General features: G+C 66.8%; 21 protein-coding genes. 9 read left to right on the forward strand and 12 right to left on the reverse strand.

The features are described 5' to 3' along the window. Nucleotides 1-58: 58 nt before the first annotated feature. Nucleotides 59-667, reverse strand: a complete 609-nt coding sequence (locus ASF09_RS09410) for an NADPH-dependent FMN reductase (RefSeq protein ID WP_060526301.1) — start codon at nucleotides 665-667, stop codon at nucleotides 59-61. A 184-nt stretch (nucleotides 668-851) separates the two neighbouring features. On the opposite strand from ASF09_RS09410, the gene ASF09_RS09415 reads away from it, so the two are divergent. From ASF09_RS09415 to ASF09_RS09425, 3 genes are all read left to right on the forward strand, one after another. Next, nucleotides 852-3005, forward strand: a complete 2154-nt coding sequence (locus ASF09_RS09415; protein ID WP_060525976.1) for a transglycosylase domain-containing protein — start codon at nucleotides 852-854, stop codon at nucleotides 3003-3005. Between the two features lie 150 nt (nucleotides 3006-3155). Beyond that, entirely contained in the window at nucleotides 3156-4157 is a 1002-nt protein-coding gene (locus ASF09_RS09420) for a threonine aldolase family protein (protein ID WP_060525977.1), read from the forward strand. A gap of 38 nt (nucleotides 4158-4195) precedes the next feature. Then, nucleotides 4196-5074, forward strand: coding sequence for a DMT family transporter (locus ASF09_RS09425; RefSeq protein ID WP_235529774.1), 879 nt, complete (start codon nucleotides 4196-4198; stop codon nucleotides 5072-5074). Here the strand turns inward: ASF09_RS09425 and ASF09_RS09430 are convergent. After that, nucleotides 4987-5823: a hypothetical protein gene (locus tag ASF09_RS09430; protein WP_060525979.1), complete on the reverse strand. Its 837-nt coding sequence runs from the start codon at nucleotides 5821-5823 to the stop codon at nucleotides 4987-4989. The genes ASF09_RS09425 and ASF09_RS09430 overlap by 88 nt on opposite strands. After that, the gene (locus ASF09_RS09435) at nucleotides 5820-7526 is read right to left on the reverse strand and encodes a M28 family metallopeptidase (protein WP_060525980.1); all 1707 of its coding nucleotides are present in this window, start codon (nucleotides 7524-7526) and stop codon (nucleotides 5820-5822) included. The genes ASF09_RS09430 and ASF09_RS09435 overlap by 4 nt, the downstream gene beginning before the upstream one ends. 106 nt (nucleotides 7527-7632) lie before the next feature. On the opposite strand from ASF09_RS09435, the gene pepN reads away from it, so the two are divergent. Further along, nucleotides 7633-10221 carry an aminopeptidase N gene (gene pepN / locus ASF09_RS09440; protein ID WP_060525981.1) on the forward strand — a complete coding sequence of 863 codons (2589 nt, stop codon included), beginning with the start codon at nucleotides 7633-7635 and terminating at the stop codon, nucleotides 10219-10221. 51 nt (nucleotides 10222-10272) lie between these two features. Here the strand turns inward: pepN and ASF09_RS09445 are convergent, their stop codons facing one another. Together ASF09_RS09445 and ASF09_RS09450 are read right to left on the reverse strand one after the other, a co-directional pair. Further along, entirely contained in the window at nucleotides 10273-10701 is a 429-nt protein-coding gene (locus tag ASF09_RS09445) for a nucleoside deaminase (protein WP_060525982.1), read from the reverse strand. 60 nt (nucleotides 10702-10761) lie between these two features. Further along, nucleotides 10762-10980, reverse strand: coding sequence for a hypothetical protein (locus tag ASF09_RS09450; RefSeq protein ID WP_056487387.1), 219 nt, complete (start codon nucleotides 10978-10980; stop codon nucleotides 10762-10764). A gap of 182 nt (nucleotides 10981-11162) precedes the next feature. On the opposite strand from ASF09_RS09450, the gene rpmB reads away from it, so the two are divergent. Beyond that, entirely contained in the window at nucleotides 11163-11462 is a 300-nt protein-coding gene (gene rpmB, locus ASF09_RS09455; RefSeq protein ID WP_056053386.1) for a 50S ribosomal protein L28, read from the forward strand. A 98-nt stretch (nucleotides 11463-11560) separates the two neighbouring features. On the opposite strand, the gene ASF09_RS09460 is transcribed toward rpmB, so the two are convergent. Further along, the gene (locus ASF09_RS09460) at nucleotides 11561-12586 is read right to left on the reverse strand and encodes an esterase-like activity of phytase family protein (RefSeq protein WP_235529775.1); all 1026 of its coding nucleotides are present in this window, start codon (nucleotides 12584-12586) and stop codon (nucleotides 11561-11563) included. A gap of 155 nt (nucleotides 12587-12741) precedes the next feature. On the opposite strand from ASF09_RS09460, the gene ASF09_RS09465 reads away from it, so the two are divergent. After that, entirely contained in the window at nucleotides 12742-13137 is a 396-nt protein-coding gene (locus ASF09_RS09465) for a glycine zipper 2TM domain-containing protein (protein WP_060525983.1), read from the forward strand. A gap of 355 nt (nucleotides 13138-13492) precedes the next feature. Here ASF09_RS09465 and ASF09_RS09470 read toward each other — a convergent pair whose 3' ends face one another. The 6 genes from ASF09_RS09470 to lgt form a co-directional block, all read right to left on the reverse strand. Continuing rightward, nucleotides 13493-14008, reverse strand: coding sequence for a phosphoribosyltransferase (locus tag ASF09_RS09470; RefSeq protein ID WP_060525984.1), 516 nt, complete (start codon nucleotides 14006-14008; stop codon nucleotides 13493-13495). Between the two features lie 135 nt (nucleotides 14009-14143). Further along, a complete protein-coding gene (locus ASF09_RS09475; RefSeq protein WP_060525985.1) occupies nucleotides 14144-15490 on the reverse strand; it encodes a cystathionine gamma-synthase family protein in 1347 nt (448 codons plus the stop codon). Between the two features lie 77 nt (nucleotides 15491-15567). Next, nucleotides 15568-16326 carry a peptidoglycan editing factor PgeF gene (gene pgeF, locus ASF09_RS09480; protein ID WP_060525986.1) on the reverse strand — a complete coding sequence of 253 codons (759 nt, stop codon included), beginning with the start codon at nucleotides 16324-16326 and terminating at the stop codon, nucleotides 15568-15570. A 154-nt stretch (nucleotides 16327-16480) separates the two neighbouring features. Beyond that, on the reverse strand, nucleotides 16481-17017 hold the full coding sequence (locus ASF09_RS09485) for a GNAT family N-acetyltransferase (RefSeq protein WP_327196567.1): 537 nt from the start codon (nucleotides 17015-17017) through the stop codon (nucleotides 16481-16483). Continuing rightward, on the reverse strand, nucleotides 16990-18078 hold the full coding sequence (locus ASF09_RS09490) for a class I SAM-dependent methyltransferase (protein WP_060525987.1): 1089 nt from the start codon (nucleotides 18076-18078) through the stop codon (nucleotides 16990-16992). The genes ASF09_RS09485 and ASF09_RS09490 overlap by 28 nt, the downstream gene beginning before the upstream one ends. A gap of 51 nt (nucleotides 18079-18129) precedes the next feature. Continuing rightward, nucleotides 18130-19065 (reverse strand): prolipoprotein diacylglyceryl transferase, encoded by a 936-nt coding sequence (lgt, locus tag ASF09_RS09495; RefSeq protein WP_082444253.1) that lies wholly within the window; start codon nucleotides 19063-19065, stop codon nucleotides 18130-18132. Nucleotides 19066-19102: 37 nt separating this feature from the next. Here lgt and ASF09_RS09500 point away from each other — a divergent pair, with 37 nt between their 5' ends. The 3 genes from ASF09_RS09500 to hemH all read left to right on the forward strand — a co-directional run bounded on the left by ASF09_RS09500 (nucleotide 19103) and on the right by hemH (nucleotide 24140). Then, nucleotides 19103-20791: a class I adenylate-forming enzyme family protein gene (locus ASF09_RS09500; protein ID WP_200912555.1), complete on the forward strand. Its 1689-nt coding sequence runs from the start codon at nucleotides 19103-19105 to the stop codon at nucleotides 20789-20791. A gap of 158 nt (nucleotides 20792-20949) precedes the next feature. Further along, the gene (locus ASF09_RS09505) at nucleotides 20950-23136 is read left to right on the forward strand and encodes a xanthine dehydrogenase family protein molybdopterin-binding subunit (RefSeq protein ID WP_060525989.1); all 2187 of its coding nucleotides are present in this window, start codon (nucleotides 20950-20952) and stop codon (nucleotides 23134-23136) included. Continuing rightward, nucleotides 23133-24140, forward strand: coding sequence for a ferrochelatase (hemH, locus tag ASF09_RS09510; RefSeq protein WP_060525990.1), 1008 nt, complete (start codon nucleotides 23133-23135; stop codon nucleotides 24138-24140). Before ASF09_RS09505 ends, hemH begins: the two co-directional genes overlap by 4 nt. The last annotated feature ends 12 nt before the right edge of the window (nucleotides 24141-24152 follow it).

Below are 24152 nucleotides of genomic sequence, written 5' to 3' on the forward strand. Positions count from 1 at the left end.
TCGCTTGGGGCATGCCCTTCGACTGCGCTCAGGGCGAACAGACGATAGCCCGAACCTGTTAGTTCGCCGGCTCGGACAACGGCGCGAACCGCGCCACCTGACGCCCGACCAAGCACAATTGCTCGATCACCGCGGGATCGTTCGCGCCACCCTCGTCGTCGAACTTCGTCACCTGCGTGTTGATCGCGGCCGCGAACGGCGTCGGCCACCCGCGCAACGCATGGACGATCGAGCGCAGCGCCGCGATCGTGCTGCCGGTCGCCTGCCAGCCATACGCCGTGGCGATCAACCCGACCGGCATGTCCGCCAGATACGGCCGCTCGTCGCGCGCGGTTTCCTCGAGCAGGTCGAGCGCGTTCTTCACCACGCCCGAGATGCTGCCGTGATAGCCCGGGCTCGCGATGATCACCGCCGATGCACCGCGTACGGCCTCGACGAACGCGCGTTCGTCTGCGGTGCGCGTCGTCGCCTTCGGATCATAGAGCGGTAGCCGCGCCATGTCGGCGCCCCCGAACATCTGCGTGCGAAAGCCCTGCTTCTCGACCGCATCGAGCGCGATGCGGAGTGCACGCTCGGTCGACGAGACGCCGCCGATCGTGCCGCCGATGCCGACGACCAAGGGGAGAGTATCGGAAACGGTCACGGTTTCATCCTGTTCGAACGTCATCGACACGCTCTTCCCCGTTTCGCCGCGCGATGACAACAGGGCTTCGACCGGTTCTCGCGCTGCGAACACCACGGACGCTGTCGCTAAGCCCCGGTACACGTTAGGCATGCGCATAGGCTTGCCCGAGCTGTCATAGAACGATAACACACTAAAGTCCGCCGCTTGGCCGACCTGGAACGATCCGATGCGCCCCGATCCCTTCGACCCCGACCGTTCCAGTTCGCGCGGCGACCGCGAGCCCTATGCCTATGAGCGCGAGCGACTGATCACCGAACGCGAACGCCTGCGGCAGAAATACGAGCGCGACCGCGATGGCGACGAGTCCGAGCTGTATGACGACCGCGATGCGGCGCCCTACGCCACCGCCCGCGTGCCGCGGCGTAAGCGTCCGATCGGTCGCTGGGTCCTGCGCGGAGCGGGGATCGGCATCGTCCTGCTCGTGATCGCGATCATCTGGCTTGCGATCACCGCGCCGCTGTCGAAGTCGCTGCAACCGCCGACGCCGCCCTCGATCACGCTGACCGCGGACGACGGCACGCCGATCGCGCGACGCGGCGCGATCATCGGCAAGTCGGTCGACGCCTCGAAGCTCCCGCCGCACGTCACGCAGGCGTTCCTCGCGATCGAGGACCGACGCTTCTATTCGCACTGGGGCGTCGACCCGCGCGGCATCGCGCGTGCGGCGTGGGCGAACATGGGCTCGGGCGGCGTGCGCCAGGGCGGCTCGACGATCACGCAACAGCTCGCGAAGAACGCGTTCCTCGATTCGGACCGCACCGCGACGCGCAAAATCCGCGAGGCGATGATCGCGTTCTGGCTCGAGGCATGGCTGTCGAAGAACGAGATCCTCTCGCGCTATCTTTCGAACGTCTATTTCGGCGACAACACCTACGGGATCAGCGCGGCGGCGAAGCATTATTTCGGCCGCACGCCGGACAAGCTCAACGTCGGCCAGGCGGCGATGCTCGCCGGCCTGGTCAAGGCACCGTCGCGTCTCGCCCCCACCTCGAACCTCGAAGGCGCGCGCAAGCGGGAGGCCGTGGTCGTCGGTGCGATGGTCGACGCTGGCTTCCTCACCAAGGCGGAGGGCGACGCGGTCCAGCCGCAGCGCGTACTCGGCAGCCGCCCGTCGCAGCTCCCCAACGGCACCTATTTCGCCGACTGGATCCTCCCCGAAGCGCGCGACCAGGCGGGCGAGGTCAAAACGGAGACCACCGTACAAACCACCCTCGATCCACGCCTGCAACGCGCCGCCGAACGCACCGTCGCGCGCGCAGGTCTGCGCCAGGCGCAGGTCGCGCTGGTGGCGATGCGCCCCGATGGTCGCGTCGTCGCGATGATCGGCGGCAAGAACTACGCGAAGAGCCCGTTCAACCGCGCGACGCAGGCACGTCGCCAGCCCGGCTCGACCTTCAAGCTGTTCGTCTACCTCGCCGCGATGCGCCAGGGGATGACGCCCGATTCGACGATCGAGGACCGCCCCGTCACGATCGGCGACTGGACCCCGAAGAACAGCGACGGCCGCTATCAGGGGACGATCACGCTGCGCCAGGCGTTCGCGCGCTCGTCCAACGTCGCCGCGGCCCGGCTGACGCAACAGGTCGGCGTCAAGGCGGTGATCAAGGCGGCGCGCGATCTCGGCATCTCGACGCCGATCCCTAGCGAGGCGACGATAGGCCTCGGCACCTCGACCGTGTCGCTGCTCGAACTCACCGCCGCCTATACCGCGATCGCGCGCGAACAATATCCGGTCCAGCCGCGCGGGCTCGCCGACGTCCGCGAGAAGGGCTGGTACCAGTCGCTGACCGGCGGCGCGACCGAGATGCCGAGCAAGATCCACGACGAGATGCTCGACCTGCTGGCGGCCTCGATCCGCACCGGCACCGGGCGCGGCGCGAACCTGACGGTCGACGCGTTCGGCAAGACCGGCACGACGTCCGACAACAAGGACGCGCTGTTCGTCGGCTTCGCGCGCGATCTGGTGGTCGGCGTGTGGGTCGGCAACGACGACAATTCGTCGAACCCCGGCCTGTCGGGCGGCGGCATCCCCGCGCGGATCTGGCGCGACTTCATGCAGAGCGCGCTGGGCATCGCCCCGATCGCCGCGCCTCCTCCCGCGGTCGAGGAAGTCGATCCTGACGCGTTGCCGGCAGAAGATCAGGAGAATTCCATTCTGCCGTTGGGCGGGGAGATCGAAGGAATGGGCTTCAACCTGAAGATGGGCGAGGACGGCACCATCTCGGTCGGCCCCTCCCGCCGCGACCGCCAGGAAGGCCCGCCCCCCCGCGACGATCGCCGGCCGCCGGAGGAAGAACAAGGGCCCGACGAGGGGCAGTAGGACTCCACCCGCAGAACAGCTTGTTTCCCCGCGAAGGCGGGGACCCAGACTGGGCTCCCGCCTTCGCGGGAGAACAAGAAAGCGGTCGCCAACGTCCGAGCGGCGGAAGCCCCCGTTGACGCCACCACCGCATCGCAGCATGTCTCACCGATGCGCTTCTTCTCCGACAACGCCGCCAGGATCCACCCGCAGGTCATGGCCGCGATCGCCGCCGCCGACACGCTCGACACCGCCTATGCCGGCGACGCGTGGAGCCAGCAGCTCGACGGCCGCCTGTCCGCGCTGTTCGAGACCGACGTCGCCGTCCTCTGGGTCCCCACCGGCACCGCTGCCAACTGCCTCGCACTCGCCGCGCTGTGCCCCCCGCACGGCGGCATCGTCTGCCACCGCGACGCGCACATCCAGAACGACGAGGGCGGCGCGCCCGAATTCTACACGCACGGCGCCAAGCTGTTCCTCGCCGACGGCGACGGCGCAAAGCTGACCCCCGACACGATCCGCACCGTCCTCGACGCGATCCCCGACGACGTCCACCGCGTCCAGCCGCACGCGATCTCGATCACCAACGCCACCGAATATGGCCGCGTCTACCAGCCACACGAAGTGGCCGAAATCGGCGCGCTGGCGAAGGCGCGCGGGCTAGGCTTCCACATGGACGGCGCACGCTTCGCCAACGCGATGGCGCGCGTCGGCTGCTCGCCCGCCGAAATGACGTGGCGCGCCGGCGTCGACGCGCTGAGCTTCGGCTTCGTCAAGAACGGCGCGATGAGCGCGGAGGCGCTGGTCTTCTTCAAGCCCGACCTCGCCGCCGTCACGCAATACCGCCGCAAACGCGCAGGCCTGCTCCTGTCGAAGGGGCGGTATCTCGCCGCGCAGATCCTCGCGATGCTCGACGACGACCTCTGGCTCGCCAACGCGAAAGCAGCGAACGACGCCGCCGCCAAGCTCGCTACCGCCGCCGGCAACCGCCTCGTCCACCCGGTCGAGGCCAACGAAGTCTTCCTCCGCGCCACGCCGGAAGAAGTCGCAGCCCTCCGCGGGAAAGGCTTCGACTTCTACGACTGGGCCGCCGGCGAGATCCGCCTCGTCACCGCATGGGACAGCCCCGCGGACGCAGTCGGCCTCCTCGCCGACGCCCTCCGCGAGCTGTGACCGGCCCCACCGACCCACCACAGTCTACGCGGGCCGCGGTGCTGATCCCGTTCGGCATCGTCACGCTGATCTGGGGCTCGACCTGGCTCGTCATCCGCGACCAGATCGCGGTTGTGCCGCCGAGCTGGTCGATCAGCTACCGCTTCCTCGTCGCCGGCATCGCGATGACGATCTACGCAGGCATCAAGCGCGAGAGCTTCAGGTTCGACGCGCGCGGCTACGCGTTCGCGGCCGTGATCGGCATCGCGCTGTTCACGTTCAACTTCAACTTCGTCTACCGCGCCGAACATTACGTCACCTCCGGGCTCGTCGCGGTGGTGTTCGCCCTCCTGCTCGTCCCCAACGCGATCTTCGGCCGCATCTTCCTCAAGCAACGCCTCGGACGGCAGCTGATGGTCGGCTGCGCGGTCGCGATGGCGGGGGTCGCGCTGCTGTTCGTCAACGAGGCGCGGGTCGATCCGCACGGGCCGCGCTCGGCGACGATCGGCATCGTCCTGACGCTGTGCGGCGTGATGGCCGCGTCGGTCGCCAACGTCATTCAGGGTAGTGCGTTCGCCAAACGCTATCCCATGGCGCCGACGCTCGCGATGGCGATGCTGATCGGCGCGAGCCTCGATGCGGCGTTCGCCTGGATCACCGCTGGTCCGCCGGTGTTCGAGCCGCGCTTCGGCTACGTCGCTGGCATCCTCTATCTCGGCGTGTTCGCGTCGGCGCTCGCCTTCCCGCTGTATTTCAACGTCATCCGCGCGATCGGCCCGGCCAAGGCGGCCTATTCGGGCGTGATCGTACCGGTCATTGCAATGCTGCTATCGACGATCTTCGAGCGCTATCACTGGTCCACCTTGGCCGTCGCCGGCGCAGTGCTGTCGGGCATCGGCCTCGTCATCGCGCTCAGCGCACGCAGGCCGGCACGGTAATCGGGCCAGGCAGGCGTCCAGCCGAGTACCCGCTTAGCTTTGCCGTTCGCCACCCGCCGGTTTTCGTTATAAAAGCCACGCCCCATCGCCGAGAGCTCCTCGAGCGTCACGAACGGCGGCGCGGGCATCCCGAGCAGCATCGCCGCGAACGCCACGACATCGTTCTGCGACGCGGGCACGTCGTCCGCCAGGTTATACGCCCCCGCCGGCGCATCGAACCCGGCGATCACGCCCGAGACGATATCGTCGACATGCGCGCGGCTGAACACCTGGCCGGGTTGCTCGATCCTGTGCGCCTTGCCCTGCCGCACCCGGTCGAGCGGCGAGCGACCGGGCCCATAGATCCCCGGCAACCGGAACGTCCGCGTACCAATGGCCAGCCAGTCCGCATCCGCCGCCGCCCGCGCGCTCCGACGACCGCCACCGATCGGTGCCGTCTCGTCCACCCACGCGCCCTGCGCATCGCCGTACACCCCCGTCGACGACAGATAGCCGAGCCACGCGCGCGTCCGCAGCAACAGCGAACCGTAGCGCCCGAGCACGGGGTCCGCCTCATGCTCGGGCGGCACCGACGACAGGATATGCGTCGCCGCCGCGATCTCCGCCGTCACCGCGTCCGTGTCGTCGAACCGGAGCGTACCACCCCGCCCATCCCGCGTAGTACCGACGACATGCCAGCCATCGGCCGCGAGCCGCTCGGCAAGCCGCGACGCGGTGTAGCCGAGACCAAAGACCAGCAGCCGGCTCATGGCGCCACCGCCGCGCCGGCCGTCGGCCCCTTGTACAACGTCCCGAAATAGTCGCCCGCATTCCACACCGGCCGCTGCGCGCCGTCGGCGATCTCGCGCGCGATCCGGTAGTTCGCATCGACGAACCGCACGCCCTGGTCCCACAGGATCGGCTGCGTCAGATCGTCCGACGGCTTGTGGTAATTGTTCGCCATGAAATACGCGACCGCAGCCTTGCCCGGCCCTTTCTGCCCCGGCCACAGGAAGACCGACGGGATCCCCTTCTGGACGAAGCGGAAGTGATCCGAGCGGACGAAGATGCCCTCCTCCGGCATCGGATCGGGCGACAGGCCGACACCGATCGCCGCCACCGCCTTCTGCACGATCGGGCCGATCGTCGAACGCTCGGCACCGAACACCACCATGTCCTCGAACTTGTACGTCAGAATCGGCATGTCGAGGTTCACGTCCGCGACGATCGAGGTCAGCGGCACGGTCGGGTGGTTGGTGAAATAATCGCTGCCGACCAACCCCTTCTCCTCGCCCGTGACCGCCAGGAACATGATGGTGCGCTTGGGCGCCTGACCGCTGACGGTGAAGCGCCTGGCCTCCTCGATCAGGCTGGCGATGCCGATCGCGTTGTCGAGCGCGCCGTTGTTGAGCGCGTCGCCCTTGATCGGTTTCGTGATGCCGATGTGATCGAGATGCGCGGAGAGCACGACGACCTCCTTACCGACCACCGGATCGCTGCCGGGGATCACGCCGATCACGTTGCTGCTCGCTCCGGGCACGAAGCTCGTCTTGGTGGCGACGGTCAGCGTGCCGACCAGCGGCACCGCCTTGAACTTGGCGTTGTCGCGGTCCGCCTGCTTCACGATCCCGCTCCACGGCGTCTTCGCACCCACGAACAGCTTGGCCGCGCCGGCCATGCTGACCGTCCCGAGCGACGGCGCGCCGGGCGCTTCGACCTTGCCGGTGCCGTCGGGGTTCGCCCACGTCATCCGCGGCGTGGCATAGGAGTCGGCCAGTTTGGCGAAGGTCCGCACCTTGGCCGAGCGCGGGCTCTCCAGCGTGATCACGCCGACTGCGCCCTTGGCCTGCGCGATCGCAGCCTTGGTCCCGCCCGACCCGAAGAACGCGCGCTCCTCGCCGCCGAACCGCGCCGGCGAGCCGCCGAAATACGCGACGATCTTGCCGCGCACGTCGACGCCCTTGTAGTCGTCCTGCCCATATTGCGGCGCGTCGATACCGTAACCGACGAACACGACGGGCGCCGAGACGCTGGTCTCCGCCTTCGCGCCATTCGCGGCGGGCACGTAATCCTCACCGAACACGAGCGGCTGCGCAGGCCCGCGACCGGTCCAGACGAAATCGCCCTTGCTCGCCGCCTTGTACGACACGAGCGGCACGGTCTGGAGATACCCGCCCTGATCGCCACCGGGACGGAGGCCAGCGGCATAGAATTGCGCGGCGACATACTGCGCAGCGATATCGAACTCGGGACTGCCAGCCTCGCGACCCTTCATCGCATCCGACGCGAGGAACAGCACATGCGCCTTCATCGCCGCCTGGTCCGCCGGCAGCGGCGCGGCGAGCTTCGCGTTCACCTCGGCCGTATTCGGCGCGGTCACCGGAGCCGGCGCGGGGGCAGCTTGGGGCGCAGTCTGAGCAAGGGCGGAGGTAGAAAGCGCGAGCACCGCGAGCGCGTCGATAGGACGATACATCCGGAAATCCTTGCAAAGGGAACGTGTTGCAGCGGCGTAGCATCCACCGTCACCCGCGCAAGCTTTGGCTGGCGATAGGCGGGCGCGGCCCTATATTCGCAAACATATGCTCGATATCCAGAACAGTCTCGCCCACCCGCTCGTCATTCGCCGCGAGGACTATACCCCGCCCGAGTGGCTGGTCCCCGAGACGAAACTGGATTTCGACCTCGATCCCGCCACCACCCGCGTAACGGCAACATTGTCGGTGACGCGCAACGGCGATCACGCCGCACCGCTGCGGCTCGACGGCGCGGGCCAGAAGCCGCTTTCGGTCACGGTCGATGGCGTCGCGATCAACGACTGGCGGATCGACGGCGAACAGCTCGTCATCCCGCTCACCGGCGCCTCGCATGTCGTCGAGACTCAGGTCGAGATCGCCCCCGATCGCAACACGCAGTTGATGGGGCTCTATGCCTCGGGCGGCAATCTCTGTACCCAGTGCGAGGCGGAAGGCTTCCGCCGCATCACCTATTTCCCCGACCGCCCCGACGTGCTCAGCGTCTATTCAGTGCGGATGACCGCGGACAGGAAGCACTTCCCCGTGCTGCTCGCGAACGGCGATCCGGTCGCGCAGCGTGATCTCGACGACGACCGCCACTGGGCGACCTGGCACGATCCGTTCCCCAAGCCGTCGTACCTGTTCGCACTGGTCGCCGGCGATCTCGCGGTGAACCGCAGCAGCTTCACGACGATGTCGGGCCGCGAGGTTTCGCTCGGCATCTGGGTGCGCGAGGCCGACCTGCCCAAGACCGACCACGCGTTGAAGGCGCTCGAACTCGCGATGGCGTGGGACGAGACGACCTATGGCCGCGAGTATGATCTCGAAATGTTCAACATCGTCGCGGTCGACGACTTCAATTTTGGGGCGATGGAGAACAAGGGGCTCAACATCTTCAATTCGCGCTACATCTTGGCCGACCCGGATACCGCGACCGATTACGATTACGACGCGATCGCCGCGGTCGTCGCGCACGAATATTTCCACAACTGGTCGGGCAACCGGATCACCTGCCGCGACTGGTTCCAGCTTTCGCTCAAGGAAGGCTTCACGGTCTATCGCGACCAGGGCTTCTCCGCCGACCAGGGTTCGCGCGCGGTCAAGCGGATCGAGGACGTCCGCGGCCTGCGCGCGTCGCAATTTCCCGAGGATTCCGGCCCGCTCGCGCACCCCGTGCGCCCCGAATCCTACCAGGAGATCTCCAACTTCTACACCGCGACGATCTACAACAAGGGCGCCGAACTGATCCGGATGATGGCCGCGATCCTTGGACCGCAGGGGTTCCGCGCAGGCACAGACCTGTATTTCGATCGCTACGACGGCACGGCGGCGACCTGCGAGGATTTCGTGACCTCGATGGAGGAAGGCGGCAAGGTCGACCTTACCCAGTTCCGCCTCTGGTATTCGCAGGCGGGCACGCCGCGTGTCTCAGCGAGCCTGTCGCATGACGGCGACCGCGCGACCTTGCGGCTCGCGCAACAGGTGCCCGCGACGCCCGGCCAGCCGGTGAAGTCGCCGATGGTGCTGCCGCTGCGGGTGAAGCTGTTCGGTGCCGAGTCCGGTGCAGCGCTGACGGACGAACGCCTCGTCCTGTTCGACGACACGCTCGACACGATCGAATTCGAAGGCCTCGCCGAGCGCCCGGTGCTATCGATCAACCGCGGCTTCTCCGCCCCGGTGGTGGTCGAAAGCGACCGCACCGCCGCCGATCTCGCCTTCCTCAGCGCGCACGACGACGATCCGTTCGCGCGCTACGAGGCGATGCAGCAGTTGATGCTCGACACGCTGGTCGCCTCGGCGGGCGGGCATGCGGATCACGAGGCCGTGATCGCCGCGGTCGCGAACACGCTCGCCAACACCAATCTCGATCTGGCGTTCGTCGCGGAGGCCGTATTACTGCCGTCGGAGAGCTTCATCGGCGACCAGATGGCCGTCGTCGATCCCGACGCGATCTTCCGCGCCCGCGAGGCGCTGCGCCGCGATCTCGGCACGCGGCTGGAAGCGCAATGGCGACAGGCTTACGCACGTGGCGAGGGCCAGTCCTACGCCTATACGCCGGAGGGCAAGGGGCTGCGTCGCCTGCGGTCGGTCGCGCTAGGCTATATAGCAACGAGCGGCGCGGATGATGCAGCGGACCTTGCCTTCGCGCAGTTCGATTCGGCAGACAACATGACCGACCGGATGGGCGCGCTGACGACGCTGGTCAGCAGCGAGTCCGAGATCCGCACCACCGCGCTCGACATCTTCTACAGCCAATATTGCGACAACCCGCTGGTGCTCGACAAGTGGTTCCAGGCGCAAGCGCAGTCGTCGCGCGACGATACCGGCGCGATCGTCGCGGGGCTGGCCGAGCATGCCGACTTCACGCTGACCAACCCCAACCGCGCCCGCTCGCTGATCGGCGCGTTCGGCGCGAACCAGCGGGCGTTCAACAATGCCGACGGCAGTGGCTACCGGTTCCTCGCCGACCAGCTAATCGCGCTCGACCGCCTAAACCCACAGACCGCGGCGAAGCTTCTCCCGCCGCTGGGGCGCTGGCGCCGGTTCGATTCGGCGCGCGCCGGGCTGATGCGCGCGGAACTGGAGCGGATCGTGCGGACGCCGGGGCTGTCGAAGGATGTGTTCGAGCAGGCGTCCAAGAGTCTCGAAGGCTGAACCGATTTGATCCTCCCCCGCCAGGGGGAGGATCACGGAAATGCGCTGCCCCTACCGACGGCTCGCAAAGAACTCCCGCAGGATCATTGCCGCCTCTGTTTCCGCAATCCCCGCATAAATCTCGGGCCGATGATGACACGTCGGCTGCCCGAAAAACCGCGGTCCATGCTCGACCGCGCCGCCCTTCGCATCCGCCGCCCCATAATAGAGCCGCGAGATCCGGGCATGCGCGATCGCCCCGGCACACATCGCGCACGGCTCCAGCGTCACCCAGAGATCGCACCCCTCGAGCCGGTCACTCCCCAAAACCAGAGCCGCAGCGCGAATCGCCTGGATCTCGGCATGCGCAGTCGGATCGCACAACGCTCGCGGCGCATTGGCCGCCGTCCCGATAATCACGCCGTCCTTAACGACAACGGCACCGACCGGGACTTCCCCAGCCAGCGCCGCATCGCGTGCCGCGTCGAGCGCGCGGCGCATAGGGACGGGAACGGGGAACATGGCCTCAGGCCCTGCCCCGCCGCCCGCGTTCCGTAAAGATCAGTTCGGTGCCTGGCTGTTGCCCGGCTTCTCGACGTTGATCGTTGGGACGGCGACCGTCTTGTTCTCGGTGCCGAGCGTGACCTTGGCGACGTCCGCCTGGAACTTCGGTGCCTGGACGACGCCCTGGCGGGTCTGGTCGATATTGATGATCCCGAAATACATCAGGCCGACCACGACGAGCACCACAATCGCGACCAGTGACAAGAGCGTACGCATAAGACATCCCCTTTTATTGAACAGTTCGATAGCGTAACAACGTCGTCGATCGCTGCGGGTTGCACAATGCCCATCGCGAACAGCCGCAGGCACGTTCGACGTGAATCGGTTGACGAAAGCCGGCGTGCCAGCTATCCGCGCGCCTTTCCGGGGTTCCTCCCGACACTTGAATAGGTAATCACATGTCGCGCATCTGCGAACTGACCGGCAAGGGCCGGATGGTCGGGAACAACGTCTCCCACGCCAACAACAAGACCAAGCGCACGTTCCTGCCGAACCTGCAGAACGTCACGCTGCTTTCCGATTCGCTCGAGAAGGGCGTCAAGCTGCGCGTCTCGACGCACGGCCTGCGTACCGTCGAGCACAACGGTGGCCTCGACAACTGGCTGGTGAAGGTCTCGGACGACAAGCTGTCGCTCCGCGTTCGTCGCCTGAAGCGCGAAGTCGTCAAGAAGATCGCAGCATCGGCCGTCGCCGCCTAACAGCGACGGCTGGCGGTTGTCGCCTAATAGCGACGTGGTACTGCGATCACCGCGGCCCGCCCTGCACCTAGCAGGGCGGGCCGTCGGCGTTTGTAAGGCTAGCGATCCAGCCGGAACTTCAGCAGCAGCGTGCGCTGGAGAAACATCTGGTTGTCGTCCGACACGATCCACACGATCGTCGCGCCGTTCTCGACCGTCGTGTCGATCCCTTCGAAATTATCGTGGATCAGCGGCGCGTCGATCGTCGCGATCAGACGGCCGCGCGCGATTCGCCCTGCTGACACCTCCCGTGAGACGACTCGCGATATCCGGTTGGACCAGCGGAACGGCAGCCTGAAGCCGCGATCGAGCACCAGCAGGTCTCCGTTCGGCAATGCGGTGACGTCGGATGGATCGTAGCGGCCATAGGGTTCGTAGGCGAAACGTTGCGGCGGCCCGATCTGAGTCGGATCCCCCGCGAAGATCATCGCCTGGCGCGTGTGCAGCCGCTCGTCTTCCGACCGACTCCAATCCGAGGGACGAGCATGCGCCACCTCGCTGATGACCACGAACCGGCCATCCGGCATGCGGGCCATCGACTCGGCACCGCCATTGGCGGGCCATTTTCGCATCGCCTCAGGATTCACGCGGGACTCGTAGCGCGCGAACCCGGACGAATATCGCCAGATCGCGTTGCGGTATTCGAAGCCGACCCAGACCTGCCCCGTCCGCGGGTCGATCGCCATCGATTCGCTGTCACGGTCGCCCTTCTCCCAGCCGATGCCGGGCCCGGCGGGCAAGTTGGCGAAGGCGATCGCATGCGGCCGCCAATCCTGCCCCATGTGAAACTGGACGATATTGCCGCCGTCGCTGAGCAGCGTGAATCGGTCGTCCGTGCCAGAGTGCGCGACATCGAGCGACGAGAAGCCGCCGAACGCCGGATCGCGGCTGTCGAGGGCCACGCCACCAAGATACGTCAGCCCGCCAACGCGCACATGTCGCGGGTCGGTGCGATCGAGCATGACCCGCGTCGCGGTCAATTGCGCGCTCTTGCCGAGCAGGTCGAGCCGCGCTTCACCCGACCAGGTCGGGACGATCGTATAGACGCTCGCGCATACGAACAGGATAGTGATCAGGCGCCGCATCGCGTCCTAATAGGGTGTCCGGCGATCCGCGGAAGCATGAACAGCGGATAACGGAGGCATTCAGGCTTAGCTCAATGCGAATCACCCATAAGCGTCTCATCGAGGATGGAAGCACGGCCCCCGCCGCCGCCGAAATCCCCAACGGGAGACGCACGATGTTCAAGACTTTTACACTCGCCGCCAGTGCCCTCGCATTGGGTGCGACCGCCCTCGTTCCCGCCGCCGCCGATGCGCAGCGCTGGGGCTCGCGCTACGAGCGTGGCTACGATGGGTATCAGGACGGCTATCGCGGATACGATCGCGGTTACGACCGGAGCGACTATCGGGAGTACCGCGGCAACGACCGCCGCTACAATTACAACGCGCGGAGCCGTCGCGGTTGCGACAACACAGGCGGCACCATCATCGGCGCGCTCGCCGGCGGCCTGCTCGGCCACACCATCGCCGGTCGCGGTGACCGGACGATCGGGACCCTGCTCGGCGCGGCCGGCGGTGGTCTGGCAGGCAACGCGATCGATAAGTCGGATAACCCCGGGTACTGCCGCCGATAGGGCCGGCAACGCCCGGGCCGGTGCGAGCGAAAGCGAGCAATCGCCGGCACGGACGGCGGGCAGGCGCTTAGCCTGACCCGACCGACGACGGCTTTGCCGACGTCCCGCTCGTTCGAGCCACACCAGTTTCCCAGTTCCCTCGCGTAGCGTATCGAGGGCGAGGGCCGGCTTCCCGTACGGGAGCCGGCCCTTTGTTCGTCTGCACTCGAGCATTCTCCGCATCGGTAATTCAACTGCCCCGCTCCGTCATCCTGACGAAAGTCAGGACCCAGGTTAACTGACCACCGTCGATCTCGACTCTGGGTCCTGACTTTCGTCAGGATGACGGTGGGTCGTCAGGACGGTGGGTGGCTAGTCAGGCAATCCGCTCAGGCACTTCCGCCGCGTCCTCGGCAATCGCCGCCGCCGGCGCGACCGCTTCCCACGGAAACACGAACCAGTCCTTCGTCACCGCGCGGTCGATCCTCCGCGCGCTATATTCGATCCGCTCGGCCGAACTGACGTTGTCGATCAACATCGCAAACCGCACCGATCCCGCGACAGCACCCGCCGCCGCCAGCGCGTGCCGCAAATGCGTGATCGTCCGCCCCGAATCGTTGATGTCGTCGAGGAACAGCAGCCGCTCGCCGTCGCGCGTCCGCTTGGCGAGCTTGACCAACGGTTCGTCGGCGAAGTCCTTCACCTGACTCGAATAGTCGACCGACAGCGTAGGCAAGCCGATCGCGTGACTGAGGAACACCGCCGGCACGAGGCCGCCGCGGCCGATGCCGATGATAAAATCGGGCTTCCAAGTATCCTCGACCAGCTTGGCGGCGAGGATGTGGATCGCAGCGACGAACTCGTGCTGCGGGATCGGGGTGAAGATTGGCATCGGCAGGACGCTAGCCAGTGTGCATCGAAACGTCACCCCGGACTTGTTCCGGGGTCCACCGTGCCGCGAACTATTCTCGATCGATGTGCGGCACGGTGGATGCCGGAACAAGCCCAGCATGACGGAGGGTTGGGCTTAGATCGTATCCAGCGCCTGCTCGAAATCGGCGATCAGATCGTCCGGATCCTCCACACCGATCGAGATTCGCACGAGATTATCCGTGATCCCCAGAGCCTGCTTCCGCGCATCCGGCACCGAAAGATGCGTCATGCCCGCAGGATGGCTAGCCAACGTCTCGGTCCCCCCCAGCGACACCGCCAGCTTGGCGATCTTGAGTGCATCGAGGAACGCGAAGCTCTCGCGCTCGCCACCCTTGAGATACAGCGAGAAGGTCGAACCGCCGCCGGTGCAATGGCGACGATAGATGTCCGCCTGCCGCTCCATACCCGGCTCGTCCTCGAGGAAGCCCAGATACGCGACCCGCTCCACCTTCGGATGATGCCGCAGGAAACCGCAGACCTTGGCCGCATTCTCGCCCGCACGGCTCATTCGCAGTTCCAGGGTCTCCAGCGATCGCAACAACATCCACGCGGTATTCGGATCGGTGATCGTCCCGATCGTGTTCCGCATCGTCCGGATCGTGTTGATGTGCTCCTTCGACCCCAGCACGCCGCCCGCGACGAGATCCGAATGCCCGCCGACATATTTGGTCAGCGAATAGACGACGATATCCGCACCATGCTTGAGCGGCTGGAACCACAGCGGCCCGAGGAACGTGTTGTCGATCGCGATCGGTGGCTTCTCGCCCTTGAAGATCGCGTCACGGCTGGCCGCGACCGCCTCGACGTCGACCAGCGCGTTGGTCGGGTTCGCCGGGCTTTCCAGATAGATCAAAGCGACGTTGCCGGTCGCCGCCTCGGTCATCACCGCGTCGATTTCCTCGCGCGTCGCACCCGCCGGGAAGTCGAGCCACTTCACCCCGAACTTGCCGAGCACGCGGCCGATCAGCGTCTCGGTCGCCGCGTACAATGGCCCCGAATGGACGATCGTGTCGCCCGGCTTGACCATCGCGAGAAACAGGGTGGCGATCGCCGACATGCCCGACGAGAAGGCGAGCGCGTCCTCCGCCTCTTCCCAGACGCCGAGACGATCCTCGAGGATTTCCTGGTTCGGCCCATTGAAGCGCGAATAGACAAGCCCCTCAGCACCACCCGGACGCTTGCCGGTAACGCCTTCGAAGTGACGCTTGCCCGCCGCCGCATTGGGGAACACGAAGGTCGAAGTGAGGAAGATCGGCGGCTTCAGCGAGCCTTCCGATAGCGACGGGTCATAGCCGTGGCCCATCATAAGGGTCGACGGCTTCAGTTTCCGCCCACCAATTTCGCCAATCGACGGCTTCGGTGCGACGCGTGCGGCTACGCCGGTCAGGTCAGCTTCGGTTTCGGCGGGGACGGCGCCGGCGTTTTCGGGGGTATCGGACATCAATATGCTCCTGCGTGGCCCGTCTGCTGCGAGCCGATGTGCGAAGCCTAAACGAGCGATGCGGGATTTGGGACCCGCTATAGGCCAATGATGCTGATCTGACGCCCATAGGAGGGCTCGCCGCGATGGGTCGCGCGCCGATAGCTGAAAAAGCGATCGTCATCGGTGTAAGTGTCGAGCCCAAGCGCCTCGATCCGACCGATCCCAGCGACCGCCAACCGGCTGACGACATAAGCCTCCAGGTCGAACTGGTAATGGTCCACACGGCCATCCGCAAAGAAGCGCTCGTTCTCCAGATCCGCCTCGCAGAACCGGCGGATGAAGCCGTCGTCGACCTCATAACTGGCGCGCGCGATGCACGGCCCGACCGCGGCGACGATCCGGTCGCGGTGCGCACCGATCGCCTCCATCGCGAGGATCGTGGAGTCGGTGACGCCGCCGAGCGCACCTTTCCAGCCAGCGTGGGCTGCGGCAACGACGCCGGCGTGCGCGTCGGCTAATAATACGGGCGCGCAGTCCGCGGTGAGGATGCCGAGCGCAAGGCCGGGGCGGTTGGTGACCAGCGCGTCGGCGTGCGGACGGATCGCGTCGTCGAACGGCTCGATCACGGTGACCGCGTCGGCGGAATGGACCTGATACAGACCGACGAGTTTCGCACCGGGGAGGACAGCTTCGGTCGCGCGGCGGCGGTTCTCAGCGATATTGGCGGGGTCGTCGTCGGACCCGATGCCGACGTTGAGGCTCGCATACGCCCCGGTCGAGACGCCGCCACGCCGGCCGAAAAAGCCGTGCGGGATGTCACCAAGCGCCTTCGCACGGATGAGGTCGATGGTCATTTTAGGTCACCTAACATCAAACACATCCCCACCCCGGCGGAGGCCGGGGCCCAGTTGGGTGACGTTGCTAACAGCAGGCATCGCGCCGTTACCAAGACCTTGCCAACTGGGCCCCGGCCTCCGCCGGGGTGGCGCTCCTCAAAGGTAACGACCCTCACAGCACAAGCCGCATGATCCGGTCATCATCAGGCTGCTCGCCGACCATGAACACATACCGCCCGATCTCGACGAAGCCGTAGCGCTGATAGAACCGGTGCGCCCGGTGGTTATCCACATACACGCTCAGAATCATCTCCGTCCGCCCCTCGGCACGCGCGACGTCGATCGCCCAGTCCATCAACGCAGGGCCAACCCCCGCACCATGCTGGTCGCCCCGCACGTAAAGCTGGTGAAGCTCGATCGCCGTCGCCGGCCAATCGCCTGGAAACGCCACCGGTCCGATCTTCGCAAACCCTACGATCTCACCCGCCTCGTTCACCGCGACACGCACCGTGAAGGCAGGATCGGACAGTTGCGCCGGCAACCCCGTCTCACCGAACGTCTGGTCGAGGAAGGCGGCAAGATCTTCAGGGCGATACAGCGTACCGAACGTGTCCGTAAACGACCGCTTCGCCATCGCGGCGAGTTCTGCGCCATCAGCGGGCACGGCATCGCGATAGGCGATCATGCGAACGCCGCCGGTGTCGGCCAAGTCGGCGCGGTGATCGCGAGCGCTTTGAAGAGCGTACCCATATCGTCCATCAACCGCCTCCGATCCGCCGCCAGTGCCTCAGCCCGCGCTGGCGACGCCTTGGCGAGCGCCGACGTCCGCGAATCGATCCCGAGCGCGCCGAGCAAGTCGCGCTGCGTCACCGGCCCCCATGCCACCGCGCCCTCGGTCTGTGCCGCGGCGGCGAGCGTGGTGAAGTCGACATGCGCGGTCAGGTCATGCTCGCCGGGCGCCTCGAACGGATTGGCGAACGCATGCCCGCGCACCGCCTGCAACGTGTCGCCGAGCGCCGGCCCCTCATAGCCATAGTCGACCGCGATCAGCGCACCGCCCTGCGCGGCGATCCGCTTGGCGAGACCGCGGATGATCGTCACGGCGGCGGGCGAGGTTTCCAGGATCGAGCCTGCGGGCGCGTCGCGGAATGGCTCGGGGATGACGGCATCCGGGAGCGGCTTGCCGGCGATCGGCAGGAACAGCAGGTCCTGTGCCGCAACGAGGCGTTCGTGCCACTGCTCGCGCTTCACCAACTGCCGGATCGGCAACGCGTCGAAAAACTCGTTGGCGACGACGATCAGCGGGCGATCGGTCGGCAACGTATCGATCGCGTCGTGCCAAGTGGCAGCAGGCACGCGCTCGGCCTGCGCGGCACGCAGCGCGGGGCTGGTCTCAACGAAATGCACCGGCGGTTGGAGCCCAGCCTTCGCCATCGCCCGCGCGGCATCGGCGGCCAGCGTCCCGCGACCCGGCCCGAGTTCGACCCAAGCCACATCCGGCCGCCCCGCGCGGTCCCAAAGATCGGCACACCACAGCCCGATAAGCTCGCCGAACATCTGGCTGATCTCGGGCGCGGTGGTGAAGTCGCCGCCCGCCCCCAGCGGATCGCGCGTCGCATAATAGTGCGCGTTCGCCGCCGCCATATACTGCGCAACGGGGATCGGACCCGCGAGCGCAATCGCGCGGGCGAGGCGTTCCGGGAGGGCGGTGTCTATTCCCCTTCCGCTTGCGGGAAGGGTTAGGGGAGGGGCTGGATTATCGTTGGCCATGACATTTGCGGCCATGCCCTCCCCCAACCCCTCCCGCAAGCGGGAGGGGAGTTAAGCGACGCTCGCCGTCCCCGAGATCGACTCGACCCGCACCCGCCGCTTGGCCGACGTCGCCACCAGATACGCGCCCCCGACGATCATCGGCACGCACAGCCACTGCCCCATGTGCAGCCCGGTATGCTCGGCAAACGCCCGCAGCTGCGAATCCGGCTCGCGGAAGAATTCGACGGTAAACCGCGCGATCCCGTACCCCAGCACGAACAACCCGACGAGCTTGCCCGGGTCATACCGCGCCTTGGTCTTCCAGAACGCGAACCACAGCAGCGCGAACAGGACCACGCCCTCCAGCCCCGCCTCGTAAAGCTGGCTCGGATGCCGCGCCGGCTCGACCATCCCGAACGGCACGGTGCGCTCGAAGATGATCCCCCACGCGACATCGGTCGGCTTGCCCCAGAGCTCGCCGTTGACGAAGTTCGCCAGCCGCCCGAAAAACAGCCCGAACGGCACGCAGCACGCGATATAATCGTGCACGCGCAGCCAGTTAAGCTGGTGCTTCCGCGCGAACAGGATCAACCCGATCGACGTGCCGATGACGCCGCCGTGGAACGACATCCCGCCATCCCAGAGCCGGAAGATCCGCAGCGGATGCAGGAACATCTCGGGCGCGTAGAAGATCACATAGCCGAGCCGCCCGCCGAGGATGATCCCGAGCGTCGCGTAGAACACCAGGTCGTCGGCATGCCGCCGCGCCATCGGTGCGCCGGGCTGCGCGAGCAGCTTCAGCAGATACCACCAGCCGAGCAAAATCCCGCCGATATAAGCAAGGCTGTACCAGCGCAGCGTGAAGAATCCGATCGAGAAGACGTCGGGATGCAGCCCGAGGTCCTCGAAGCGGATGTGACTGCCGACGGCAGGCGCTACGGCGCCCGCAGCGGCGGTGATGGTCGACAGGATCAAAGGCTTTTCCCCACGCGTTCGCCCCTGCATAAAGACCGATAACGATAAGACCAAGTAGGAGAGCGATATGCGGACCGAGCTCGATGCAGCTATGGATTCGACGATGGCCGCGCTGACCGCGCCCGACGGGATGCTCGCGCTCGGATCGGTCGAGCGGTTCGGCGTCACGCTGCCGATGATCGCCGCCGCCCCGCCCGCGCTCAGCTACTATTTCGCGCATTATGCCAACGAGCACCGCGACGCCGTCTTCCTCGTATCCGGCGCCGAACGGCTGACCTTCGGCGAGGTCTACGCCGCCGCCGAGCGCACCGCCCGCGCCCTCATCGGCGGTTACGGTCTCGCCAAGGGCGACCGAGTCGGCATCGCGATGCGCAACTCGCCGTCTTGGATCGTCCTCTACATGGGCATCATCATGGCCGGCGGCGTCGCGACGTTGCTCAACGGCTGGTGGCAGTCGGAGGAACTGGAGACCGCGATCGGCGAAGTCGATTGCGCACTCGTGTTCGCCGATCCGCCCCGCGTGAAGCGCCTCGCGCAGATTGCGGCTTTGCGCGCGCCAGTCGTCGAGATCGACGATTCGCGACCGCTCGACGCTGCGCTCGGAGCCGTGTTCGCGAAAGACGATCACACCGCCGACCTCCCGCTGCTCGGGCCAGAGGATCATGCGACGATCCTGTTCACGAGCGGCTCGACCGGCCAGTCGAAGGGCGCGCTCTCTGAACACCGTGCGGTCGTCCAGGGCATCTTCAACTATCTCGGCCAGGTCATGATGATGGTCGGGATCGCCACCGCGCAAGGCAATCCGCCGGTCGGCCAGCCGGTCGCGCTGCTGACGATCCCGCTGTTCCACATCACCGGGGAAGTGCCGGTCTTCCTTCAGAGCTTCGCGATGGGGCGCAAACTCGTTCTGATGCCCAAATGGGATGCAGGCGAGGCGATGCGGTTGATCGAGGTGGAGGGCGTCACCTATTTCGTCGGTGTGCCCTTGATGAGCTTCGAGATCCTCAACCACCCCGATCGCGCGAAGTACGACCTGTCGACCGTCACCGATTTCGCCGCGGGGGGCGCACCCCGCCCGGTCGATCACGTCCGCCGCATCGACGAGGAAATGGGCGGTAGCGCACCGCTGATCGGCTACGGTCTGACCGAGACCAACGCGGTCGGCACTGGCAACTGGCGCGGCAACTATCTCGCCAAGCCCAACTCCGCCGGCCGCCCCGGCGCGCCCTTGGTCGATCTCGCGATCCTCGACGACGCTGGCCACCCGGTCGACCAGGGCCAGCGCGGCGAGGTCTGCATCCGCACGATCTGCAACTTCAAGGAATATTGGAACCGCCCCGACGCGACCGCCGCCGCGTTCACGTCGGACGGCTATTTCCGCACCGGCGACATCGGTTACCTCGACGAGGACGGCTATCTGTTCATCGTCGATCGCAAGAAAGACATCATCATCCGCGGCGGCGAGAACATCTCGTGCCAGGAGGTCGAGGCCGCATTGTACGAGCATCCAGCCGTCGCCGAGGCCGCCGTGTTCGGGCTGGCGGACGAGCGCTTCGGCGAGGTCCCCGGCGCAGTGGTAGTGCCGCAGGACGGCGAAACGCTGACCTCCGACGACCTAACCGCGTTCCTCCACCAGCACATCGCCGCGTTCAAGATACCGCAGCGGATCTGGATTTCGGAAGAGCCGCTGCCGAGGCTCGGAACGGAGAAGATCGACAAGGTCTCGCTGAAAGCCACTTACCGAGCGCTAGCCTAAATTCCCTCGCCCCTACGGGGAGAGGGAGGGAGGAGCCACTTGGCGACGGAAGGGAGAGGGGCAGTGAGACTCCCGGCAAAGTCCCGGAGACCCACTCCCCCTCATCCGCCGCTTCGCGCCACCTTCTCCCCGTGGGGGAGAAGGATTAGAGCCACCTCATGATCAACAGGCGCAGCATACTCGTCGGCGGCGGCGCGGGGATCGGGCTCGTCGTCGCCTGGAGCCTCTGGCCACGAACATACGCCCCAAACCTCGTCGCCAACCCCGGCGAAACCCCGTTCGGTGCGTGGCTCAAGATCGGCACCGACGGGCACGTCACCGTCGCCGTCCCGCAAGTCGAGCACGGCCAGGGCGTCTACACGTCCCTCCCCCAGATCGTCGCAGACGAACTAGGCGCGGACTGGCGCACGATCGGCGTCGAGCCCGCCCCGCTCAACCCGCTCTATGCCAACCCGATCGGCATGCACGACTTGCTCGAAGGCCTGTTCGACCGCCTCCCAGCCGGCACCCCACAACTACCGATGTTGACCGGAGGATCGAGCTCGATCCGGATGTTCGAGCAAGCCTGTCGCGAGGCCGGCGCAGGCGCCCGCGCGCTGCTCTGCATGGCGGCCGCCAAACGCTGGGACGCCGACTGGACCCAGGTCAACGTCGACGCCGGCTTCTGCACCTACCAAACCAAGCGCATCCGCTTCGCTGAACTCGCCGAAGAGGCCGCCAAGTTCACCCTACCCGATCCCCTCCCGCTCGGCATCCAGGGTGCAGGCAAGCTGGTCGGCAAATCCGTCCCCCGCCTCGACACCCCCTCGAAAGTCGACGGCTCGGCCAATTTCGCAGGCGACGTCCGCCTCGCCGACATGGTCCATGCCGCAATCCGCCAAGGCCCCGTCGGCGGTCGCCTGACTAGGATCGACCGCGCCGCCGCCGACCGCATCCGCGGCGTGCTGTCGGTGGTCGAGAACCCGCGCTGGGTGGCGGCCATCGCGACGACAGGGTGGGCCGCACAAAAGGCGCTCGACGCGCTCGCGCCGCGGTTCGAGAACGACGCCCCGCTCCCCGATACCAGCTCGATCGACGCGGCCCTCGACGCCGCGTTCGCCCATTCCGGCACGCAGATGGCATCGACAGGCGACGTCGCCGCGACGTTCCAAGGCGCCAAGCTCGTCACCGCGACCTATCGCGCGGGTCTCGGCCTGCACGCAGCGATCGAGACACGCAGCGCGACCGCGTCCTTCTCCAACGGCCGGCTCGAACTGTGGCTGGCGACCCAAGCGCCGGGACTTGCGCGGTCGGCAGCGGCGCGCGCGGCGGATCTCAGCGAGGATGCCGTCGTCGTCCATCCGATGCTGGTCGGCGGATCGTTCGGCGGCGCGCTCGAACACGACGTCGTCGAACAGGCCGCGGTGCTGGCGGTAAAGCTCCGCCGCCCGGTCAGCCTCGTCTGGTCGCGCGGCGAGGAGTCTCTCCACAATCGCTATCGCCCACCCGCAATCGCGAAGATGGCCGCACGGCTCGCCCCCAACGGCGCGATCATGGGCTGGTCCGCCAACATAGCCGCGCCCTCCACGGGTGCCGCAATGGCACGCCGGATGATGCCGGGGCTCGCGACGGAAGCCGCGCTGATCGGCGTCAAAGGCGATCGCTACGCCGTCGCGGGCGCGGCGCCCGTCTATCGCATCCCTGCCTACGCGATCGAGCATCACCCGGCGGAGATCGGCATACCCACCGGCCACCTCCGCGGCGGCGCCCATGGCTACACCGCGTTCTTCACCGAATGCTTTCTCGACGAGCTTGCCCGCACCGCTCAGTCCGAACCAATGTCGTTCCGGATCGCCATGCTCGGCGGCGAACCGCGACTCGCGCGCTGCCTGTCGACTGCGGCGGCGCTCGGCGGATGGGACGGCGGCGTCGCCGGTAGCGGCCAGGGAATCGCGTGCCACGCGTTCCGCGGCAGCTACATCGCCGTCATGGCAGAGGCGCATATCGGCGCGGACCAACGTCCGGTCGTCGACCGGCTCGTCGCCGCAGTCGATTGCGGCGCGCAGATCAACCCCGATATCGTCCGCCAGCAGATCGAGGGCGGGCTGATCTTCGGCATGGCCGCCGCGCTCGGCGCATCGACCGGTTTCACCCGCGGCCTGGCCGACGCGCGCGGGTTCGACACGATCGCCCTGCCCCGCCTCGCCGACACGCCCGATATCACCGTCGAGGTCATCCGCAGCGAGGAAGCCCCCGGCGGCGTCGGCGAACTCGGCGTCCCCGCGGTCGCACCGGCGATCGCCAACGCGCTCTATGCGTCAACGGGCTTCCGCATCCGCAATTTGCCTTTAAGACCAGCGCCATGACCCTGCCCCCCGATCACCCCCCGATTCCGAAACCAAAGATCGGCGTGTTGCTGATGAACCTCGGCACGCCCGATGGCCCCGATGCGAAATCGGTGAAGCGCTATCTCGGCGAGTTCCTGTCCGATTCGCGCGTCGTCGAGATCCCGCAGATCGCGTGGCAGCCGATCCTGCGCGGCATCATCCTCAACACCCGCCCGAAAAAGTCCGCGCACGCCTATTCGCAGGTCTGGCGCGAGGATGGCTCGCCGCTCGCCGCGATCACGCGGTTGCAGGCCGCCGCGCTGAAGGATGCGTTCGGGCCGGACGTGCTGGTCGACTGGGCGATGCGCTACGGCAATCCGTCGATCTCGGACCGGCTGACCGCGATGAAGGCGGCGGGCTGCGAACGCATCCTGCTCGCGCCGCTCTACCCGCAATATTGCGCAGCAACGACCGCGACCGCGAACGACAAGGCGTTCAAGCATCTCGCCGGTCTGCGCTGGCAGCCGGCAATCCGCACGCTGCCGCCTTACTATGACGACACGCTCTATATCGACGCGCTGAAGGACTCGCTCGAAGAGGGACTCTCCGCGCTCGACTTCACGCCGGACGCAATCGTGGCCAGCTTCCACGGCATGCCGAAGCGGACGTTGCAGCAGGGCGATCCGTATCACTGCCACTGCCAGAAGACCGCGCGGTTGCTCGGCGAGCGGATGGGGCGCGAGCTGACGATCGCGTTCCAGTCGCGGTTCGGGCCGCAGAAGTGGCTGGGGCCGGCGACCGACGAGACGCTCGTCGCGCTCGCCAAGGCAGGCAAGACCAAGGTGGCGATCTTCGCGCCGGGCTTCTCCGCCGATTGCCTGGAGACGCTGGAGGAGCTGTCGATCCGCGGGCGCGAGAGCTTCGAAGAGGCTGGCGGGACGCACTTCGCGTATCTGCCATGCCTCAACGACAGCCCGGTCGGCGTGGAAATGTTGCGCAGCATTTTGGCGCGCGAGCTTGAAGGATGGGTGCGGGCTGGCTAGCCTTCGGCAAAA

This window comes from Sphingomonas sp. Leaf242, assembly GCF_001422045.1.
Taxonomy (GTDB): Bacteria; Pseudomonadota; Alphaproteobacteria; order Sphingomonadales; family Sphingomonadaceae; genus Sphingomonas.

Excerpts from the sequence above, each read along its gene's own strand:
- ASF09_RS09410 (WP_060526301.1), bottom strand. The coding sequence starts at position 667 with ATGACGTTCGAACAGGATGAAACCGTGACCGTTTCCGATACTCTCCCC.
- ASF09_RS09415 (WP_060525976.1), top strand. The coding sequence starts at position 852 with ATGCGCCCCGATCCCTTCGACCCCGACCGTTCCAGTTCGCGCGGCGAC.
- ASF09_RS09420 (WP_060525977.1), top strand. The coding sequence starts at position 3,156 with ATGCGCTTCTTCTCCGACAACGCCGCCAGGATCCACCCGCAGGTCATG.
- ASF09_RS09430 (WP_060525979.1), bottom strand. The coding sequence starts at position 5,823 with ATGAGCCGGCTGCTGGTCTTTGGTCTCGGCTACACCGCGTCGCGGCTT.
- ASF09_RS09435 (WP_060525980.1), bottom strand. The coding sequence starts at position 7,526 with ATGTATCGTCCTATCGACGCGCTCGCGGTGCTCGCGCTTTCTACCTCC.
- pepN (WP_060525981.1), top strand. The coding sequence starts at position 7,633 with ATGCTCGATATCCAGAACAGTCTCGCCCACCCGCTCGTCATTCGCCGC.
- ASF09_RS09445 (WP_060525982.1), bottom strand. The coding sequence starts at position 10,701 with ATGCGCCGCGCGCTCGACGCGGCACGCGATGCGGCGCTGGCTGGGGAA.
- ASF09_RS09450 (WP_056487387.1), bottom strand. The coding sequence starts at position 10,980 with ATGCGTACGCTCTTGTCACTGGTCGCGATTGTGGTGCTCGTCGTGGTC.
- rpmB (WP_056053386.1), top strand. The coding sequence starts at position 11,163 with ATGTCGCGCATCTGCGAACTGACCGGCAAGGGCCGGATGGTCGGGAAC.
- ASF09_RS09460 (WP_235529775.1), bottom strand. The coding sequence starts at position 12,586 with ATGCGGCGCCTGATCACTATCCTGTTCGTATGCGCGAGCGTCTATACG.
- ASF09_RS09465 (WP_060525983.1), top strand. The coding sequence starts at position 12,742 with ATGTTCAAGACTTTTACACTCGCCGCCAGTGCCCTCGCATTGGGTGCG.
- ASF09_RS09470 (WP_060525984.1), bottom strand. The coding sequence starts at position 14,008 with ATGCCAATCTTCACCCCGATCCCGCAGCACGAGTTCGTCGCTGCGATC.
- ASF09_RS09475 (WP_060525985.1), bottom strand. The coding sequence starts at position 15,490 with ATGTCCGATACCCCCGAAAACGCCGGCGCCGTCCCCGCCGAAACCGAA.
- pgeF (WP_060525986.1), bottom strand. The coding sequence starts at position 16,326 with ATGACCATCGACCTCATCCGTGCGAAGGCGCTTGGTGACATCCCGCAC.
- ASF09_RS09490 (WP_060525987.1), bottom strand. The coding sequence starts at position 18,078 with ATGGCCAACGATAATCCAGCCCCTCCCCTAACCCTTCCCGCAAGCGGA.
- lgt (WP_082444253.1), bottom strand. The coding sequence starts at position 19,065 with ATGCAGGGGCGAACGCGTGGGGAAAAGCCTTTGATCCTGTCGACCATC.
- ASF09_RS09500 (WP_200912555.1), top strand. The coding sequence starts at position 19,103 with ATGCGGACCGAGCTCGATGCAGCTATGGATTCGACGATGGCCGCGCTG.
- ASF09_RS09505 (WP_060525989.1), top strand. The coding sequence starts at position 20,950 with ATGATCAACAGGCGCAGCATACTCGTCGGCGGCGGCGCGGGGATCGGG.
- hemH (WP_060525990.1), top strand. The coding sequence starts at position 23,133 with ATGACCCTGCCCCCCGATCACCCCCCGATTCCGAAACCAAAGATCGGC.